1 pseudogene is annotated in these 387 nt (G+C 48.8%); it reads right to left on the bottom strand.

The features are described 5' to 3' along the window. Nucleotides 1-387 (bottom strand): annotated as a pseudogene (locus J7R10_RS09535) (phage terminase large subunit family protein); the annotation flags it as partial.

Raw genomic sequence — 387 nt, 5'->3', positions numbered from 1 at the left:
CATTGTATTTCCACTGCCGCGTGCACGAGCAGGGGCAATGCGTTCACTTAACGCAGGGCTCGCTGAAATCATCGGATCAAGACGAGACTTTGATAGTTACTTAGCGGTCTCAACTGTTGGAATCACATAAAGCGCCGGTCCTGGACTATGATGAATAGCATAACCACAAAAATTCAACGCTGCTTCCGACATTCCAACCTGAGCCCCCATCATCACAACCGTTGTTTCAGTCGGATCATAAACAGAAAGATTATCCATGATCTCGCGCAAATATGGGGTGCGCTTTGTTTTCCACAATCCAGGCTCTGCACTCGTACCTGTGCTAATGTATCTATTCTTATCCGCCCATTGCGAAACCGTGTAGGGTGGATCTGGGTGTCGCGGGTC

It is taken from the genome of Bartonella vinsonii subsp. berkhoffii ATCC 51672, assembly GCF_902825225.1.
GTDB lineage: Bacteria > Pseudomonadota > Alphaproteobacteria > Rhizobiales > Rhizobiaceae > Bartonella > Bartonella berkhoffii.
The sequence above is the reverse complement of the archived record's forward strand: the minus strand, read 5'-3'. Positions and strand labels throughout refer to the sequence as shown.